The organism is Rosettibacter sp. KY25 (genome assembly GCF_057554405.1).
The window spans coordinates 85,216-103,649 of the sequence record NZ_BAAJAO010000004.1 but is presented as its reverse complement, the minus strand read 5'-3'; the positions used below and the strand labels follow the sequence as shown (position 1 = coordinate 103,649).

General features: G+C 33.1%; 13 protein-coding genes. 3 read left to right on the top strand and 10 right to left on the bottom strand.

The annotated features are described in order from the left end of the window. Window positions 1-40 precede the first annotated feature (40 nt). Window positions 41-1,456: a cysteine--tRNA ligase gene (cysS, locus tag AC27L2_RS03890; RefSeq protein ID WP_487210371.1), complete on the bottom strand. Its 1,416-nt coding sequence runs from the start codon at window positions 1,454-1,456 to the stop codon at window positions 41-43. A 238-nt stretch (window positions 1,457-1,694) separates the two neighbouring features. On the opposite strand from cysS, the gene AC27L2_RS03885 reads away from it, so the two are divergent. The 3 genes from AC27L2_RS03885 (at window position 1,695) to hydF (ending at window position 6,549) form a co-directional block, all read left to right on the top strand. Next, on the top strand, window positions 1,695-3,803 hold the full coding sequence (locus AC27L2_RS03885; RefSeq protein WP_487210370.1) for a T9SS type A sorting domain-containing protein: 2,109 nt from the start codon (window positions 1,695-1,697) through the stop codon (window positions 3,801-3,803). Window positions 3,804-3,911: 108 nt separating this feature from the next. Next, window positions 3,912-5,321 carry an aspartate ammonia-lyase gene (locus AC27L2_RS03880; RefSeq protein ID WP_487210368.1) on the top strand — a complete coding sequence of 470 codons (1,410 nt, stop codon included), beginning with the start codon at window positions 3,912-3,914 and terminating at the stop codon, window positions 5,319-5,321. After that, entirely contained in the window at window positions 5,314-6,549 is a 1,236-nt protein-coding gene (gene hydF / locus AC27L2_RS03875) for a [FeFe] hydrogenase H-cluster maturation GTPase HydF (protein ID WP_487210367.1), read from the top strand. Before AC27L2_RS03880 ends, hydF begins: the two co-directional genes overlap by 8 nt. On the opposite strand, the gene AC27L2_RS03870 is transcribed toward hydF, so the two are convergent. From AC27L2_RS03870 to AC27L2_RS03830, 9 genes are all read right to left on the bottom strand, one after another. Further along, window positions 6,546-7,529, bottom strand: coding sequence for an RluA family pseudouridine synthase (locus AC27L2_RS03870; protein WP_487210366.1), 984 nt, complete (start codon window positions 7,527-7,529; stop codon window positions 6,546-6,548). The two genes, hydF and AC27L2_RS03870, sit on opposite strands and share 4 nt — an antisense overlap. Further along, the gene (lspA, locus tag AC27L2_RS03865) at window positions 7,498-8,160 is read right to left on the bottom strand and encodes a signal peptidase II (RefSeq protein ID WP_487210365.1); all 663 of its coding nucleotides are present in this window, start codon (window positions 8,158-8,160) and stop codon (window positions 7,498-7,500) included. The genes AC27L2_RS03870 and lspA overlap by 32 nt, the downstream gene beginning before the upstream one ends. A 12-nt stretch (window positions 8,161-8,172) precedes the next feature. Further along, on the bottom strand, window positions 8,173-8,775 hold the full coding sequence (locus AC27L2_RS03860) for a TraR/DksA family transcriptional regulator (RefSeq protein WP_487210364.1): 603 nt from the start codon (window positions 8,773-8,775) through the stop codon (window positions 8,173-8,175). Between the two features lie 23 nt (window positions 8,776-8,798). Continuing rightward, window positions 8,799-11,993, bottom strand: coding sequence for an isoleucine--tRNA ligase (ileS, locus tag AC27L2_RS03855; RefSeq protein WP_487210363.1), 3,195 nt, complete (start codon window positions 11,991-11,993; stop codon window positions 8,799-8,801). A 29-nt stretch (window positions 11,994-12,022) separates the two neighbouring features. Next, entirely contained in the window at window positions 12,023-12,640 is a 618-nt protein-coding gene (locus AC27L2_RS03850) for a hypothetical protein (RefSeq protein ID WP_487210361.1), read from the bottom strand. Further along, a complete protein-coding gene (locus tag AC27L2_RS03845) occupies window positions 12,637-13,458 on the bottom strand; it encodes a purine-nucleoside phosphorylase (RefSeq protein ID WP_487210360.1) in 822 nt (273 codons plus the stop codon). The genes AC27L2_RS03850 and AC27L2_RS03845 overlap by 4 nt, the downstream gene beginning before the upstream one ends. Continuing rightward, window positions 13,455-13,997 carry a DivIVA domain-containing protein gene (locus AC27L2_RS03840; RefSeq protein ID WP_487210359.1) on the bottom strand — a complete coding sequence of 181 codons (543 nt, stop codon included), beginning with the start codon at window positions 13,995-13,997 and terminating at the stop codon, window positions 13,455-13,457. The genes AC27L2_RS03845 and AC27L2_RS03840 overlap by 4 nt, the downstream gene beginning before the upstream one ends. A gap of 11 nt (window positions 13,998-14,008) precedes the next feature. Beyond that, window positions 14,009-14,692 (bottom strand): YggS family pyridoxal phosphate-dependent enzyme, encoded by a 684-nt coding sequence (locus tag AC27L2_RS03835; RefSeq protein ID WP_487210358.1) that lies wholly within the window; start codon window positions 14,690-14,692, stop codon window positions 14,009-14,011. Between the two features lie 145 nt (window positions 14,693-14,837). Further along, window positions 14,838-18,404, bottom strand: coding sequence for a vitamin B12-dependent ribonucleotide reductase (locus AC27L2_RS03830; protein WP_487210357.1), 3,567 nt, complete (start codon window positions 18,402-18,404; stop codon window positions 14,838-14,840). Window positions 18,405-18,434 lie beyond the last annotated feature (30 nt).

Below are 18,434 nucleotides of genomic sequence, written 5' to 3'. Positions count from 1 at the left end.
TACAATATTTTTTTCTCAATACCTAAAAATTTTTTATTCACTATCTTTTTCTTTTGAAAGTTGTTCCCTCTTTACTATCCTGAAGTATTATTCCGAGTTTATTCAATTCATCTCTGATATAATCTGATAAAGCAAAATTTTTTTCTTTCTTTAATGCAAGTCTAACATTAATCAGCAGTTCTATTAATTTATCTTCTATTGCTTCTGATTTTTGATTTTCGAATAACGAATCAAAATGAATTATGCCAAGAACATTTTGTGCAGTATCACTCAGAAATTTTTTAACATCGTAATAAAATTGAGAATTTATTTTTTCATTTTCAGAAATTACTTTATTGACATTTTTGACAAATTCAAAAATTACAGCTACTGCTTGTGGAGTATTGAAATCATCATCCATCACATTTTCAAATTCTTCATAATATTTTTTGAAATCAAACTGGGGATAAACTCCATCATCTGCCTGTTTTTGAATTTCCTGCTCAACTTTTTCGGCAAGGTTTTTAATTTTTTCAATTCCTTTTTCTGCAGCAGATAGCAGTTCTTCGCTGAAATTTAGAGGACCACGATAGTGAGTTTGTGAAAAGAAAAGTCGAATTGCTTCCACAGAATATTTTGAAAGAATTTCTCTTGCAGTAAAAAAATTACCAAGCGACTTCGACATTTTTTCGTTCTGAATATTTAGAAAGCCAAAATGAAGCCAATATTTTACAAACTTCGTTTCATTAGCAGCTTCACTTTGAGCAATTTCATTTTCATGATGAGGGAAAATTAAATCATTGCCTCCAGCATGAATATCTATAGTATTTCCCAAATGTTTACAACTCATTGCAGAACATTCGATATGCCAGCCCGGTCTTCCTTTGCCCCAGGGACTATCCCAGCTTGGTTCACCTTCTTTTGCTTTTTTCCATAAAACAAAATCAAGAGGATTTCTTTTAGATTCATTTACTTCAACTCGTGCACCAGCTTCAAGTTCTTCAAGATTTTTTCCGCTGAGTTTTCCGTAATCCTTAAATTTTGTGATATCATAATAAACATTGCCATCAACACTATAAGCATATCCCTTTTCTTCCAATGTCTTAATCATTTCAATTATATCTGGGATTGATTCCGTAGCGCGAGGATTTTTTACAGCAGGTTTAATTCTTAATTTTTGAATATCTTCATAAAAAGCAGCAGTAAAAAACTTTGCTATCTCTTCTGTTGATTTTTTACTTTCTTTTGATTTATTAATGATTTTATCATCAATATCAGTAATATTCATTACAAAATTTACATTATAGCCTTTGTATTCAAGATATCTTCTTACGATGTCTGCCATGATAAAAGAGCGAGCATTCCCAATATGGAAGTAATCATATACAGTTGGTCCACAAACATAAAAAGTAACATTGGGCGGGTTAACAGGAATAAATTCTTCTTTAGTTTTAGAAAAAGTATTATAGATTAACATTAATTTTCCAAAATTTGGGAAAAAAATATACAAATAGTGCGCTGTTTATACAAATTTAATTATGGAATGAAATTTGGTGATAAATACGATAAAAAGATAATTAAACATAAAATAAAATTAGACTTTGACATCTTACATGTTCTTTTTATATTAAATAAAGGAAAAAAAATAAAAATATCTTAATAACTTGAAAATCATGATTTCATCTTCTCAACTTCTTAACTAAAGGAGGATCTTTATGATTCGAAAACTTACTTTCATTTTATTTGCGTGTATTCTCTCGACTACTCTAATGGCACAAACAGTTAAATTAGATTTTCAGCCATTTGGAGTTTCGCCGAGAGATGTTGCAAGATCCACAACCGATATTTACACTTATCCATACAATGGATTAACAAATGTCGGTGTAGGAACATTAATGTATTTTAAGGCATCAATTACAGGGAAAAAATTTGAAAATCCAGTTTACACAATTACACGTAAACCTGCAGGTTCTACAGCAACTATTGGGGCTGACAAAGATATTAAAAATGATTCAACACAAGTAGTTACATTTACACCAGATAAACTTGGTGTTTATGAAATCACTGTTACAGAAGGTTCTTATACCAAATCAATTGTTTTCAATGCTGCCAAATATTTGGGTTATACAAATACTGTTGTAAATGGAGTTGATAAAAAAGTTAACTGCCAAACATGCCATCCAGGAAAAGTAGAAGAATGGTCAAAGACAAATCATGCTACAATGTTTACTCGTGCTATGAAAGCTACTCCTGGATTGAGCGGTCCCACTGATCATTATGCAAGTTATTGTGTACCATGTCATACTACTGGATATGATGCAAATCCAACTGCAGTAAATGATGGATTTGACGACTTAGGTTTTGTTTATCCTTCTAAAATCACCCCGAATACTTACGATACATTGTTAGTGAAATTTCCTGATGCAATGTTGAGAGCAAATATTCAATGTGAAAGTTGCCATGGTCCAGGAAGCGGACATCTTGGTGTAACTTCTGATTCAAGAATGCAAGCAACTTTTTCAGCAGATGTTTGTGCATATTGCCATGATTCAGGTACTCATCACATTTTCCCTGAACAGTGGGATGCATCTGTACATTCCGGAGCTACTTCATATCCAACTGGTCCTGGACGTGAAGACTGTGTACCATGCCATACAGGAAAAGGTTTTGCACAATATGTTAATGGTATTACAAAAGCAGACCCATATTTTGATGCTTCATATACACCAATTACCTGTTCAGGATGCCATGATCCACACAGTGATAAAAATGTTCATCAATTAAGAAAAGTAGATGCAGAACTTTTAGCCCCAAATAACACAACAATTAAAATTGATGAAAGTAATGCAGGAACTGGTGCTCTCTGTTTCAATTGCCATCGTTCAAGAACAGAAGCAAATGCAGCTTTGAGCGGAACTATCAATGTAAGATTCGGTCCTCATCATGGTCCTCAAGGAGATATACTCGTTGGAAATAACATGTTAGAGCTTGCTGGAGTAAAATTAGCAAAATCCAATCACTTCGGTGCAACTCAAGAAGCCTGCGTAAGATGCCACATGTACAGCGCAAATGCAGTAACAGGTACAACTGTTAATCAATGGGGTGGACATTCATTCAGCATGAGCACATTTAAGAAAGATGAAAAAGGTAATTTCATTCTTGATGCAAGCGGAAGAAAAATTCCTGATAAAGATAACATGGAAGCCTGCGCTCAATGTCATGGAAGCACTTTTGGAACATCATTCGAAGATGTTAAATTCTTCCTCAATGGAAATGGTGACCATGACAATGATGGTGTTGTTGAAGGATTACAAGAAGAAGTTCATGGAATGATTGAAAAAATTATGGCTGCTTTACCACATAAAGCAGATGGAACACTCGATGGTCCAAAATCTTCATGGACAAAAGACCAATTAAGTGCATACTGGAATGCAATCACAGCTGAAGAAGATAAGAGCGGTGGTATTCATAATCCAAAATATGTTGTTACAGCATTAAAAGGTGCCATGAACTTACTTGGAATCCCAACCGATGTTAAATCTGATGAACAAACAATTCCAAGCGATTATGCACTATTCCAGAATTATCCAAATCCATTTAATCCAACAACTTATATCAGATTCCAGCTTCCTAAAGAATCTAATGTTAAATTAACAATTTATGATGCAATCGGAAGAGAAATTGTAACATTGGTTAACAATAGATTGAATGCAGGAACACATACAATTGAATGGAATGCAAAGAATATGGCTTCAGGCGTTTATCTCTATAGAATTGAAGCCGACAATTTTGTTAAGACAAACAAAATGTTACTGCTCAAATAATCTTCATTTTACCTCCTTCTTAAGCCCTCTGCTTGAAAAAGCAGAGGGTTTTTTTATGCCTTTAATAAGATATAGTTTTTATATTTTTGTAAAACAATTTTGAAAAAAATGAGAATTGAAAAAGATTCATTAGGCGAATTGCAAATTCCAGATGATGCACTTTATGGAATTCATACTTTAAGAAGTTTTAATAACTTTCCGCGCAGTGGTGAAAAAGTCAACCTGCATTTAATAAAAGCTTATCTACAGGTTAAACTTGCAGCAGCAGAAACAAATTATAAATGCGGAATTCTCTTAAAAGAAAAATATGATGCAATATCAGAAGCAATTCAAGAATTAATAAAAGAAACAGAAGCCTGCATCAAAGGCAATTTATCTTCTATCTATGAAAAAATTATTGTTGACCCTTATCAAGGTGGGGCAGGAACATCTCTTAACATGAACATCAATGAAGTAATTGCAAATACTGCACTGCAAATTGCTGGTAAGAATTATGGTGAATATGATTATATTCATCCTATTGATGATGTTAATATGAGTCAATCAACAAATGATACTTTTCCAACTGCACTTAAAATTGCTTCAATAAATTTATTAAGAGAATTAGCAGATTCATTTGCTGCGCTTCAAAATTCATTACAAAAAAAAGAAGAAGAATTTAAACACATCTTAAAACTTGGAAGAACTCAATATCAAGATGCAGTTCCAATTACACTTGGTCAGGAATTTGGTGCATACGCTCAGGCAATTGCTCGAGACAGATGGAGACTTTATAATGCAGAAGAAAGATTGCGTTCTGTAAATCTTGGTGGAACTGCAGTTGGCAATTCAATTACAGCACCAAGAGAATATGTTCTAAATGTAAATAATATTTTAAAAAAAATTACCAAGCTGCCAATTGCAAAAAGTGAAGACTTAATTGATGCAACACAAAATCTTGATGTATTTGCAGAAGTTCATGGACTTGTTAAAGCTGGAGCAGTTACAATTATAAAAATTTGCAATGATATTAGATTTATGTCCAGTGGTCCAAATGGAGGAATTGGAGAAATTAACATTCCACCAAAGCAGGCAGGTTCAAGCATAATGCCTGGCAAAGTAAATCCTGTAATTCTTGAAAATACTATTCAGATATGTGAACTTGTTAAAGGTCATGATGTTATTATATCGAACATTATTGGAAGCGGACACCTCGAACTCAATCCATTTGTTCCATTGCTTGCTCATCTATTTTTGAAATCACTCGAAATGCTCAGGGACTCAAATATAAATCTTGCATTAAATTGTATTGATGGAATAACAGCAAATGAAGAAAGATGCAAAATTAATTTAATCAATAGCTCTGCTATAGCTGCATCATTAATTACAACTTTTGGATATGATGCAATTCAAGAATTAGTAAAATATGCTTATGAAAATAAAATTCCATTTGTAAAAGCATTAATGAAAAGCAAGCTGCTTGATGAAAAACAATTATATAATATTATATCAAAAGAATTGGGAGTGAACCTTGAGTAAAGTTGCTCAATCCGAAAGAACTCATATTGCTTTTGTTGGAAGAAGAAATGTTGGAAAATCTTCTTTGATGAATAAATTTATAGGTCAGGATCTTGTAATTGTAAGTGATATCCCTGGAACAACTACAGACCCGGTTAAAAAAGCTATGGAGCTTCTTCCTTTTGGTCCTGTAGTTTTAATTGATACTGCTGGAATAGATGATATTGGTGAACTTGGAGAAAAAAGAATTTCAAAAACAATTAAAACAATTTCTGAAGTTGATTTTGCGATTCTTGTTTTGGATTCGCAGCAAAGATTAACTCAATATGAAATCGAACTGATAGATAAGCTGAAAAACTTTAATGTTCCTTTTCTTGCTGTAATTAATAAATCTGATTTGGGAATTAATTATGAATTAATTGAGGAACTTCAAAAATTTGATATAAAATATCATCCTGTCTCTTGCTTAACTGGTGATGGAATTTATGAACTAAAAGAAAAAGTATCACAACTTCTTCCTGTAGAAGACGAAATTCCTTTAATTGGAGATTTGGTCAAACAGCATGATTTAATAGTTCTGGTTGTTCCAATTGATTTAGGTGCACCGAAGGGAAGATTAATAATGCCGCAGGTTCAAACAATTCGCGAAGCTCTTGATGAAGACACAATTGTTGTAGTTGCAAAAGACAAAGAATTAAGAGCAGCATTAAGCAAATTAAATCAAGCACCAAAATTAGTTGTTACTGACAGTCAGGCAATTATGAGAGTAATTGCAGATGTTCCTGATGAAGTTCTTCTTACAACTTTTTCAATTTTAATGGCAAGATATAAAGGTGATATTACAGAATATGTAAGAGGACTAAAAAGAATTGAAGAACTTGAAAACGGTGATAAAGTTTTAATTGCAGAAGCCTGCACTCATCATGCTCAGGAAGATGATATTGGTAGAGTAAAAATTCCGCGCTGGTTAAGACTTCATACAAAAAAGAATCTCGAAATTGATATTGTTAGCGGTCATGATTTTCCAGAAAATTTATCTGAATACAAATTAATTGTTCATTGCGGCGGCTGCACTCTTACACGAAAAATGATGCAAACAAGAATTAAACAAGCACGTTATATGGGAATTCCAATTGTAAATTATGGTATAGCAATTTCATATCTTCATGGTGCAATGCCAAGAGTTCTTGAACCATTTTCAGAAGCAATTGCTGAGTGGGAAAAATTATTTCAACGAATTGATACTTAATCACTTCTTAATTTTTCTAATAATATCTTCATATCTTCTGGCAGTTCAGAATCAAGAAAAATTTTTTCGTTTGTGTGTGGATGAACAAAGCCAAGTGTTTTTGCATGAAGTGCCTGCCGTTTCATGATTTGAAGCAAATTTTCTACTCTGCTTTTCATCTTAGGAAGATTTGAACCATAAACAATTCTTCTTCCGCCATAAGTTGGGTCGCCAAATACTGGATGTTTAATATGTGACATATGAACTCGAATTTGATGTGTCCTCCCGGTTTTTAATTTCAATTTTACCAGCGAAGCAAATTCAAATTCTTCAATCACCTCATAAAATGTATGTGCATATCGTCCTTCTGTTTGGCTTACAGTAAAAATTTTTCTATCCTTATTTGATCTTGCAATATTTCCTATTACTTCCCCTTTCTTTTCTTCAAATAATCCCCAGCATACAGCCCAGTATTCACGTTCGATTGTATGAGCAGAAAATTGTTTTGCAAGTTGAGCATGTGTCCACTCATCTTTTGCAATAAGCAAAAGTCCGCTTGTATCTTTATCAATTCTGTGAACAATTCCTGGTCTTCCGGGTTCATTAAGTTTACTTAACTTTTGTGTATAATGAAGTAATGCATTAACAAGGGTTCCACTGTAATTCCCTAAAGCTGGATGTGCAACCATGCCAGCAGGTTTATTCACAACAATTATATAATCATCTTCATAAACTATATTTAATGGAATATCTTCTGGTTCTGTTTCTTCTGGGCGTGGAGTTACTGGAATTGTAATTTCAATTTTATCGCCGGGACAAATTAAATAATTCGGTTTAACTGCTTTATTATTAACAGTAACAAGATTTGATTTAATTAATTTTTGTATTCTTGAGCGGGTTGCATTTTCAACTGAATTGGCTAAAAAAATATCTATTCTTTCTTTCTTTTTCCCCTCAGGTATTTCAATTTTAATTTTCTTCTCTGTTATTATCTTCGACATTTTTTACAATTGGATTTGAACTCTCAAGCTCTAAATTTTCATTTGCAACTGATTCTTTTGTAACTAACAAATTTTTTTCTTCAGTGGTTGTTTCTTCAGCAGATTTATGAAATATTATCAAAAGAATAACACCGATTGTTACCGAAGCATCTGCAATATTAAAAATAGGCCAGCGGTCATATGTTCTTCCAAAAATTGTGAAATCAAAAAAATCTACATTAAAAAAATCCACAACTCTTCCATAAAATAAAGGTGCATAACCATAAAACAATCCATAAAAAGCTCTGTCAATTAAATTTCCAATTGCACCTCCGAGAATTAATGCAAGTGCAAATCTCACAATAAATTTTTTATCTCTTGATTTATACAAATAATAAAAGATTCCAATACTTGCAAGGAGAGAAAAAATAGATAAAATTAATTTCGATGAATTATTAACATCAATTCCAAATGCCAAACCTGGATTTTCAACAAATGTTATCTTAAAAAAATCTCCAATTACATTTATACTTTGACCATATTCCATTCCATTTGCTTTGATATTCAAAAATGGAATGGTTCCTCCTTTCACAAGAAATTTTGTAACCTGATCAATTATTACTACAATTACAGTTGTGTAAAGAACTTTCAAGATTTCTACCTTTTATGTTGTTTTCATTTTCTGTTTAACTTGAAGACAATGCTGAGTATGAGGCACTGCCATTAATCTTTCTTTTGGAATTAATGGGCAAGTTGGACATAAATTTTGTGGTTCATCAATACATTCAATGCAAATACCGTAAGTTCCATTTTCAATTCTTTGAAGAGCATCATCAAGATAACCTAAAAATTTATTTTCACGTTGAGCCCAGAGATATAATTTTTCTCTTTCCATTGCATCGGTTCCCTGCTCTGCCATGTGAAGAGAATACGGCGAATTTTCATTTACATACTGCCCGGTTGATGGATCCATCATTTGTTCTTTTAATGCCTGAAGCTGTTCAATTATTTCATTTCTTTTTTCAAGAATAATTTTTTTGAATTCTTCTAAATCTTTTTTCGAGTATCCCTGAATTTTTTTGACTTTCTTTGTTGGTGAAATTACTTCAACATGTTTTCCTTTTTTCATAGTTACCTTTTTTTCATTTTGATTCGACTTAGCCATTACCTTCCCCTTCTTTGAGTTTAACTTGCTCGCTGTTTTTTTTGTTGTTTTAGATTTAACAGCGGTTTTCTTATTTGTTTTTTTATCAGTCTTTTTTGCCATAACTCCTCCCATGCTTCAGAAAATTAATTATTTTGCTTTGCAATTATAATCTCACATTCATAATCGCCAATCTGCCAGTTTTGTTTATAGCCATTCATTTTCCCTTCATATCGTATTGATTCTGCAAGAACTTCATTTGAAATATAATCAGAAAATTTTTGAATATAGTTCAAAAATTTATCGTCTCCTTTAACATCAACAAAAATTCTGTCCACAACATCAAAACCTGCATCTTTTCTCATATTTTGAACACGATTAACAAACTCACGAGCATAACCTTCTGCTATTAAATCTTCTGTTAGTTCTGTATCTACTGCAACTGTAACCCCTTCTTCACTTTCGACGAACCAGCCTTCGATTTCGTGACTTACAATTTCAACATCTTCAAGTGTAATTTGAATGTTTTGCCCTTCAACTTCCACATTAAGTTTACCAGATTTTTCGAGTTCAGCAATTGAATTTTTATCGAGTTCTTTAATTACATTTGTTAATGATTTCACAAGCTTACCATATTTGGGACCAATAACTTTAAAATTCGGTTTTGCAGTTTTATTCACAATTGAAGAATCATCTTCAAGAACAATTAATTCTTTGATATTCACTTCTTCCAGAATTACATCCTGCATTTTTCTTAAGGCATCCTGTTTTTCTTTATCAACTGCCACCATTATTTTTCTTAATGGTTGACGAACTTTCAAATTGTGTTTTGCTCTGATTGAACGAGTAAGATAAACAACTCGTTGAGCAATATCCATTTTTTCTTCAAGTTCTTTTTCAAAGTATGATGGTTTAGGAAAATCTGCAAGATGAACTGATTCATAATTTTCTTTTTTTGTAACAGTGTTAAGATTCTGATAAATTTCTTCTGCTATAAACGGCGCAAATGGTGCTGTTAATTTTGAAATTGTAATCAAGCATTCATACAGAGTTTGATATGCTGATAATTTATTTTTATTAATTTCAGATTTCCAGAATCTTCTTCTGCTTCTTCTTACATACCAGTTAGATAATTGGTCAATTGTAAAATTAGCAACCTGACGAGCAGCTTTTGTTACATCATAATTATCCATTAATTCTTCATATTCTTTGACAAGCGAACTCAATTTAGAAATTATCCATCTATCAATTTCAGGACGTTCTTCATAAGGTATTAATTCTTCACTGAAATTAAACTTATCTATGTTTGCATATAGCGAGAAGAATGAATAAGTATTTATAAGAGTTCCAAAGAATTTTCTTTGAACTTCGAGCACACCTTCTTCATCAAAAAGTGTAGGTTTCCATGGCGGACTGGTTGTAATTAGATACCATCTTGTTGCATCGGCTCCATATTTATCAAACAAATCAAATGGGTCAACAGTATTGCCGCGTGATTTGGACATTTTCTGTCCTTCTTTATCGAGTATCAATTCATTCACAATAACATTTTTGAAAGCTACATTATCAAAAAGCATTGTACCAATTGCATGAAGCGTATAAAACCATCCGCGTGTTTGGTCAATTCCTTCACAAATAAAATCTGCAGGATATTTTTTCTTGAAGGTTTCAACATTTTCAAATGGATAATGGAATTGAGCAAAAGGCATTGCACCGCTGTCGAACCATACATCAATCAATTCAGGGGTTCTTTTATAAATTTTTCCATTCTTCTCAAATTTAACTTCATCAACAAAAGGTTTATGAAGGTCGATTTCTTCTTCAGGTAAATCTTTAACCAGAATTCTTTTTCCGTCTCGTTCAACAAATCCTTCTTTCAATTCGGCGATAGAACCAACAGCAAACATATCACCGTCTTCACTAATCCAAATTGGAAGAGGGGTTCCCCAGTATCTATCTCGAGATAATGACCAATCTTTATTTTCTTCAAGCCAGTTACCAAATCGACCTGCACCGACTTCAGGCGGATACCAGTTTATAGTTTTATTTAATTCAATCATTCTTTGAGCAACTTGAGTTGTACGAATGTACCAGCTGTCGCGTGCATAATAAATCAATGGATTATCGCATCTCCAGCAGTGAGGATATGAGTGCATATAATCATTTGTTGCTCGGTAAATCAAACCTCTTTCTTTTAGATTTCGAATTATATCTGGGTCAACACCTTTCTCTTCATGAGTTTCGAATTGAATTGTTTTAATCAATCTTCCTGCAAAATCTGTAACTTCTTCTGTAAATCTGCCGCTTTTTGTTACCGGCTGAATAAAAGGCAAATCATATTTTTTTGAAACTTCATAGTCATCTGCACCAAAAGCTGGAGCGATATGAACAACACCAGAACCATCTTCTGTGCTGACAAAATCACCTGCAATAATGTACCATGCTCGTTTGTTTACAGGAATGTATTGGAATAATGGTTCATAATCTCGATTCAGCAAATCAGAACCTTTTAATTCTTGAAGGATTGTGTAATCTTCTTTAATTACAGAAAGTCTTGCTTTGGCAAGATACATTACGCCGTGCTTTTCTGTTTTAATTTTCACATAATCTATATCTGGACCAACAGCAAGTGCAACATTTGAAATTAATGTCCAGGGCGTTGTTGTCCAAACAAGTATTGAAGCATCTTCATCTTTGAGTTTGAACTTAACATAAACATTTGGGTCTTGAACATCTTTGTAACCAAGTGCTAGTTCATGAGATGAAAGAGGGGTTTCGCAGTGTGGGCATTGAGGAACAATTTTAAATCCTTTGTAAATTAATCCTTTCTTGAAATATTCAGAAAGTGCCCACCAAACAGATTCTATATATTCATTTGTGCATGTAATGTAAGGATTATCGAGGTCAATCCAGTAACCCATTCTTTCAGTCAGAGTACGCCAGCCTTCTTTCATTTCAATATGATGATAGACAAGTTCTTTTGCTTTTTTATTGAAAGCAGCGACTCCATACTTTTCAATATCGGATTTTTGAGTAAATCCTAAATCTTTTTCCAAAGCTATTTCGATTGGCAAGCCATGAGTATCCCAGCCAGCTTTTCTCTGAACTCGGAATCCTTTCATTGTTTTGTAACGGCATACAAGGTCTTTCAAAGTTCTTGCCATTACATGATGAATTCCCGGTTTGCCATTAACAGTTGGAGGACCTTCATAAAATGTGAAAGGTTTGTTTTCATCTCTTGAAGAGATGCTCTTTTCAAATATTTTATTTTCCTGCCAGAACTTTAGAATTTGTTCTTCAATTTCAGGATAATTAATTTTTTCACCGAATTGCTTAAACATCTTTTTCTCTGTATTTAGATTGTTAATAATTATTCTTCTTCAGATTCGTATTTTTTTATTAATTCTTTTTCTGCAGCAATAAATTCTTTTAGTTGTGTTTCAATATATTTTTTCTTTTCCAGAATATCGTCTGCAGCTTTTTGAGCATCATAAAGAATCTTATCTGCTTTTAATCTTGCTTCTTCAACAATAATTTGTGCTTCTCTTTGAGCTGAAGTTAGTATTTTTTTTATTTCATCTAATTTTGTTTTTCCTGCGTTGCTTTCTTTTTGCATTATAAGAAGTTCACATACAACCATTCCAAATAATCCCATTGCACCAAGAGCTATATTTCGAAGTATATATAAAATCATATTTTCTACAAGTAAATTGCTCAAGCCAAAATATTCACTAAAAAATGAAATTAAAATCACGGTTAAGAATGCAGTAGAGACAATAACAGCAAATATTACTTTCCCGCCATGGTTGTAACCAAGTGTTTTATTTATCAACCATCCACAGGCAAAAGCAAAAATTGAAAGAACAAACCAGACTGCAAAATTTTGATACCCAGCTTGAAATATATCAGTGCTCAAAAAATTAGATGCAAAAATAATCAAAGCAAGCAATACGGCGGTAGCATAATAAATTGTTTTTTTTTCTTTCATAATTTTTTAATTACCTCTTTCATAATTAATGTCATTTTGGGTTCTGCTTCGTTTGCAGCAGCAATAATATCTTCCAGTTTGGCTGGTTTTAAGGCTTCTGGAAAACATTCATCTGTAATTATGCTTAAGCCGAGGACTTTCATTCCCATGTGATTAGCCACGATATTTTCAGGAACCGTTGACATTCCAACTACATCAGCTCCAATTGCTCTTAAAAATCTGTATTCTGCTTTTGTCTCTAAATTTGGTCCTGGAACAGCAACATAAACTCCTTTCTGAACTTTAATTTTATTTTCGAGAGCTGCTTCTTCAGCGAGTTTAATTAATTCAAGACTATATGGCTCGCTCATATCTGGGAATCTTGGTCCAAGTTCATCTTCATTTTTTCCAATTAATGGATTATCGCCAAGTAAATTTATGTGGTCGACCATAATCATAATATCACCTCTTCTAAAAAGAGGATTCATACCACCGCATGCATTAGAAACTATCAAAGTTTTAACACCAAGAAATTTCATCACACGAACAGGATATGTAATTTGTTGCATTGTGTATCCTTCGTAGTAATGAAATCTACCCTGCATGGCAACAACATCTTTTCCGGAAATTTTCCCAAAAATTAATTTGCCATGATGAGATTCAACAGTTGAAATTGGAAAGTGAGGTAAATCTGCATAATCAATTTGATGTTCAATTTCGATTTCTTTAACCAAGCCGCCAAGACCTGTGCCGAGAATTATGCCAATCTCATAATTCTTTGTTGTTCTTTTTCGAATTACTTCGAGTGTTTCATTAATCATGTTGATTAATTTACTCATAGTAATTTCTCCAATATATCATCTACATTTATTTCTGTTTGATTTTCTTTTTCTTCTGTAATCTTTTCTTTCTTTTTAATTTCAGGTTCTCGTGTTTGTGCACCTAATTCAAGCAAGTTCGATTGTGTTTCAATCATTGCTTTAATTTTTGACACAAGTAATTTTTTTTCTTCTCTTAATTTAACAACGGAATCACGAATTGCACTTGCATTTTCTTTGGCTTTCTCTACAATTTGAGATGCTTTAATTTCTGCTTCTTTCAAAATTAATGCAGATTGTTTTTTTGCAGAATCAATTGCTTTAGTGGTAGATTCGGTTGCACTTAACAAAGCATTCTGTAAATTTTTTTCAATCTTTTTGAATTCTTTAAGCTGTTCTTCTTTTTCTTCAAGTTCTTTTAATAATTTTTCATTTTCATTTTGAAGACGTTCAAATTCATCGGCAAGTTTTTCAAGAAAAGCTTTGACTTCATCGCGGTCGTAGCCGCGGACAGATTTGTTAAACTCCTGATTCTTAATTCCAAACGGGGTAAATTTCATTTTTACTCCCCTTAATTTTTAATTCTTTCACCAAAAATTGCTGTTCCAATTCTCAGCATTGTCGAGCCTTCTTCAATGGCAATTTCAAAATCATTTGTCATGCCCATTGATAGTTCAGTCAAATTAAATCCTGCATAATTCAATTTTTCTTTCAACTTTCTAAGTTGAATAAATGATTTTCTAATCAAGTCAGCATCATCAGTAAATGGAGCAATAGTCATCAAACCAATTAAATTTAGATTTGATGCTTCAAAACAATATTGAGCAGTCTCAAAAATATCTTTTTCATTTATCAAACCATACTTAGTAGCTTCGTCCGAAGTTTTAATTTCCAAAAGAACATTTTGTTTTTTATTAATCTGTAAAGCTTTTTTATTAATTTCTTCAGCAAGTTTGATTGAATCTACAGAATGAATAAAATCTGCTGCTTTGATTACATACTTAACTTTATTTGTTTGAAGATGTCCAATAAAATGCCAACGAACTCCATTTGATAATTTTTCATATTTATCTTTTAATTCCTGAGCTTTATTTTCTCCAATATCTTTCAAACCTGATTCAATTGCCTGCTTAATTATTTCAACTGGTTGTGTTTTGGTAACTCCAATTAATGTAATTTCACTTCTATCTCTTCCGATTGAAATACACTTGTTCAGAATTTTTTCTTCAATTCTTTTAATGTTATCAGCTATCATTTAGATTTTTTTAATCATATACAAATTTTAAGGTTAAAAAAGTATCCGTTTTGATTCTAAAAGTCAATGAATTTAATTAGTTAATATAATTATAAAAAAGGGGCTAACAAGCCCCTCTATTTTTTTGTAAGTGTAAAAATTATTTTTAACTGCAGCCTGTGGTAGCACCGCAGGTCATGCATTTTAGACAGGTTCCATTTCTTACCATTGTCATGCTTTGGCATTCTGGACAAATATCGCCGGTGTAGCCTCTTTCTCTTGCTTTCAATACTGGATCGTTTGCTGTTATTAATTTAACTTTTTCTCTGATGCTGTTTCCATTTTTATTATCATTAGTTTTATTATCAAGTTCAATCATTCTTTCACTTACAACTTCTTCTCCAATAATTTCTCCTTCAACTAATGAACGATACTCACCGCTGCTTGAATTACTTTTACTTGTAACTTCTTCCTCGTCAACATGTGCAAGGTCGTTCCTTCCAAGATAAGTTACAGCAAGTTCTCTGAAGATATAATCAATCACAGATGTTGCCATTTTGATTCTCTTATGTCCAGTAACAATTCCGCTCGGTTCGAATCTTGTAAATACAAATGCATCTACAAATTCTTCGAGAGGAACACCATGCTGCAAACCGAGAGAAATGGCAATAGCAAAACAGTTAAGCAGGCTTCTAAAAGCTGCACCTTCTTTATGCATATCAATAAATATTTCGCCTAATTGCCCGTTTTCATATTCGCCTGTTCTTAAATAAACTGATTGACCATTTATTTTAACCTTTTGAGTGTAGCCAGTTCTTCTATCAGGCAATCTTCTTCTCTTGGCAATGTATCGATGAATAATTTTTTCAGCAATTTTTACTATGTCGTTTTCTTCTTTCTTCTCAAGAATTTCTTCTGCTTCTTCTTCAGTAATTGTATTTAATGGTTGAGAAAGTTTAGAACCATCACGGTAGAGTGCATTTGCTTTGCATCCTAATTTCCATGAAAGCATGTATGCATTTTTAATATCATCAATTTCAGCTGAACTTGGAAGATTAATTGTCTTTGAGATTGCGCCTGATATAAAAGGCTGAGCAGCTGCCATCATGTAGATATGTGCTTCGTAACTTATAAATCTTGTTCCTTTCTTGCCGCATTTGTTTGCACAATCAAAAACTGGATAATGTTCATGTTTGAGAAAAGGAGCTCCTTCAACTGTCATAGTGCCGCAAACATAATCATTAGCAACAGCAATTTCTTCTTTTGTAAAGCCAAGTTCTGTCAAAAGGTCAAAACTAAAATCGTTGATTTGTTCATCAGTAAAGCCAAGATTATTCTTTAAGAATTTTTCTCCGATGGTGTATTTATTAAATGCAAAACTCAAATCAAATACTGTAGGAAGAACTGATTCTATTTTATTAATTATTTCATCTGTAAATCCTTTTGCTTTTAGAGATTCATGATTGATATAAGGACAGCCGACAAGTGTTCCTGAACCTTTTGCATATTTTACAATTTCACGAATCTGGTCTTCATTGTAACCTAATTTTTTCAATGCTGGTGGTATTGATTGATTAATTATTTTGAAATAACCACCTCCTGCCAATTTTTTGAATTTTACAAGTGCATAATCTGGTTCAATTCCTGTTGTGTCGCAATCCATTACAAGTCCAATTGTACCAGTAGGAGCAATCACGGTAACTTGTGCATTACGATATCCATATTTTTCACCGAGTTCTAAAGCCAAATCAGCATCTTCGCGTGCAGCTTCTAGTAAATCAGAAGGACAAAATTCTGGATTTATTCCCATTGGATAAATTGATAAGCCTTCATATTCTTTGTTCGGAACATTATAAGCAGCTCTTCTATGATTTCTAATTACTCGAAGCATTGCATCTTTATTTTCTTCATATTTTGGGAAAGCACCAAGTTCTTTTGCCATTTCAGCAGAAGTAGCATAAGCATGCATGTGCATTATTGCCGTAAGAGCTCCACAAATTGCAAAAGCTTCTTTGCTGTCATATGGAATTCCTTGACGCATTAATAACGAACCAAGATTTGCATAACCAAGCCCAAGTGTTCTAAATTCATAACTTCTCTGTGCAATTTCTTTGCTTGGATATTGAGCCATAAGCACGCTTATTTCAAGAACAATTGTCCACAATCTTACAGCATGACGATAAGCTTTTATATCAAAAACTCCTTTTTCATCATCATAAAATTTTACAAGATTAAGTGATGCCAGATTGCAAGCAGTGTCATCAAGAAACATATACTCGCTGCATGGATTTGAAGCTCTAATTTTGCCACTGTTTGGACATGTATGCCACTCATTGATTGTAGTATCGAATTGCAAGCCAGGGTCTGCACACGACCAGGCTGCATATGCAATTTGGTCCCACAAATCTCTTGCTTTTAAAATTTTGAATGGTTTTGGTTCTCTTCCTTCCTGTTCAGCTTTCTTCTTTTCTGTCCTCCAGTATAACTTCCAATCTCCATCATTCAAAACTGCCTGCATGAACTCATTAGAAACACGAACAGAGTTATTTGAATTTTGTCCAGAAACAGTTGCATAAGCTTCGGAATTCCAATCAGTATCATAAACAGGAAAATGAATTGACTTAAATCCCATCTTTGCAAGTTTAATAACTCTATCAATGTAATTTTCTGGAACATGTGCTTTGCGAGCTTCAATTACAGCTTTACGAAGTTTTAGATTAGTTTTTTTATTAAATCTATCATTCTCTGGATGTTCATCATAGCAAGCTTTCATGATGTTGTTAAGATGATAATTACAAATTTTTGAACCAGCCACCAATGCCGCTACTTTTTGTTCTTCAACAACTTTCCAGTTAATATATTCTTCAATATCTGGATGGTCGATATCAAGTGTAACCATTTTTGCTGCACGGCGTGTTGTTCCGCCAGATTTAATTGCACCTGCAGACCTATCTCCAATTTTCAAAAATGACATTAATCCTGAAGATTTACCACCTCCACTTAAAGGTTCATTTGCACCACGAATATCAGAAAAGTTTGTTCCGGTGCCCGACCCATACTTAAACAGACGAGCTTCTCTAACCCATAAATCCATTATGCCGCCTTCATTCACAAGGTCATCTTTGATTGACTGAATAAAACATGCATGAGGTTGCGGATGTGTATATGCATCTTCAGATTTTTTTAATTCACCAGTCTTAAAATCAACATAATAATGCCCTTGTGCAGGTCCATTAATTCCATATGCCCAGTTCAAGCCAGTATTAAACCATTGAGGTGAATTTGGTGCTGCATATTGCTTAGCAAGCATAAACATTAATTCATCATAAAATGCTTTTGCATCTTCTTCTGTATCAAAATAATTTGCTTTCCATCCCCAATATGTCCATGTTCCAGCCATCCGATGGAAAACTTGTCGGGCATCTGTTTCCGAAGTATATCTATCTTTTTCTGGTAGTTCTTCAAGTTTGCTATCTGCAGTTGATGGTTGAAGCCATTTTGGTACACCATCTTCTTTTACTTTTTTAAGAAGTTTGGGAACTCCAGCTTTGCGAAAATATTTTTGTGCGATTATATCTGTAGCAACCTGAGACCAATCTTTTGGGACAATAACTTCGTCCATTCTAAAAACTATTGAGCCATCAGGATTTTTGATTTCTGATGTTCTTTTAACAAACTCGATGGACTCTAATGGGTCTTTGCCTGCTGTTGTAAAGAGACGATTAATTTTCATTTACAACTCCAATCTTTTTAATCTATTAAT

Bases quoted from the DNA above. Each gene is read 5' to 3' on its own strand.
- cysS (WP_487210371.1), bottom strand. From the start codon at position 1,456: ATGTTAATCTATAATACTTTTTCTAAAACTAAAGAAGAATTTATTCCT.
- AC27L2_RS03885 (WP_487210370.1), top strand. From the start codon at position 1,695: ATGATTCGAAAACTTACTTTCATTTTATTTGCGTGTATTCTCTCGACT.
- AC27L2_RS03880 (WP_487210368.1), top strand. From the start codon at position 3,912: ATGAGAATTGAAAAAGATTCATTAGGCGAATTGCAAATTCCAGATGAT.
- AC27L2_RS03870 (WP_487210366.1), bottom strand. From the start codon at position 7,529: ATGTCGAAGATAATAACAGAGAAGAAAATTAAAATTGAAATACCTGAG.
- AC27L2_RS03860 (WP_487210364.1), bottom strand. From the start codon at position 8,775: ATGGCAAAAAAGACTGATAAAAAAACAAATAAGAAAACCGCTGTTAAA.
- ileS (WP_487210363.1), bottom strand. From the start codon at position 11,993: ATGTTTAAGCAATTCGGTGAAAAAATTAATTATCCTGAAATTGAAGAA.
- AC27L2_RS03850 (WP_487210361.1), bottom strand. From the start codon at position 12,640: ATGAAAGAAAAAAAAACAATTTATTATGCTACCGCCGTATTGCTTGCT.
- AC27L2_RS03845 (WP_487210360.1), bottom strand. From the start codon at position 13,458: ATGAGTAAATTAATCAACATGATTAATGAAACACTCGAAGTAATTCGA.
- AC27L2_RS03840 (WP_487210359.1), bottom strand. From the start codon at position 13,997: ATGAAATTTACCCCGTTTGGAATTAAGAATCAGGAGTTTAACAAATCT.
- AC27L2_RS03835 (WP_487210358.1), bottom strand. From the start codon at position 14,692: ATGATAGCTGATAACATTAAAAGAATTGAAGAAAAAATTCTGAACAAG.
- AC27L2_RS03830 (WP_487210357.1), bottom strand. From the start codon at position 18,404: ATGAAAATTAATCGTCTCTTTACAACAGCAGGCAAAGACCCATTAGAG.